The sequence below is a fragment of the Stenotrophomonas sp. 3diitr2024 genome (assembly GCF_042136455.1).
Classification (GTDB): Bacteria; Pseudomonadota; Gammaproteobacteria; order Xanthomonadales; family Xanthomonadaceae; genus Stenotrophomonas; species Stenotrophomonas sepilia.
In genome coordinates this window covers 1-323 of the sequence record NZ_JBHHMJ010000188.1, presented here as the reverse complement: position 1 = coordinate 323, position 323 = coordinate 1, and the positions used below count along the sequence as shown (strand labels likewise).

At 70.3% G+C, this 323-nt stretch carries 2 pseudogenes; both read left to right on the top strand.

Annotated features, from left to right (window positions below):
- Window positions 1-126: 126 nt before the first annotated feature.
- A pseudogene (locus tag ABGA94_RS04400) lies at window positions 127-219 on the top strand (ribosome silencing factor); the annotation flags it as partial.
- Window positions 207-323: pseudogene (locus ABGA94_RS04395) on the top strand (LLM class flavin-dependent oxidoreductase); the annotation flags it as partial. The pseudogenes ABGA94_RS04400 and ABGA94_RS04395, both read left to right, overlap by 13 nt.

Here is a 323-nt window from a genome sequence, read left to right as displayed (position 1 = left end):
GAGCAGGCCAAGCATCGGCAACGCCAGGAACGCGAGCAGGCGCCGGCGCAGGCTGGGCGGTCCACTGATCACGGGGCGCTGTCGTCCTGCGCGTCTTCCAGCATGTAGCCCAGCCCGCCGCCGTCCGTGCCGGAACTGCTGGCCAGCGTCCGCCAAGCCACCGAAGACCTGAAGGCCAAGGACCTGGTCGAGATCGACGTGCGCGGCCGGTCCAGCCTGGACAGACAGTGCAGGCCGTTCCGGGTGGTGGCCTGCGGGTGCCGACCTGGATCCTCGGTTCAAGCCTGTTTGGCGCACGCATGGCCGCCTCGATGGGCCTGCCG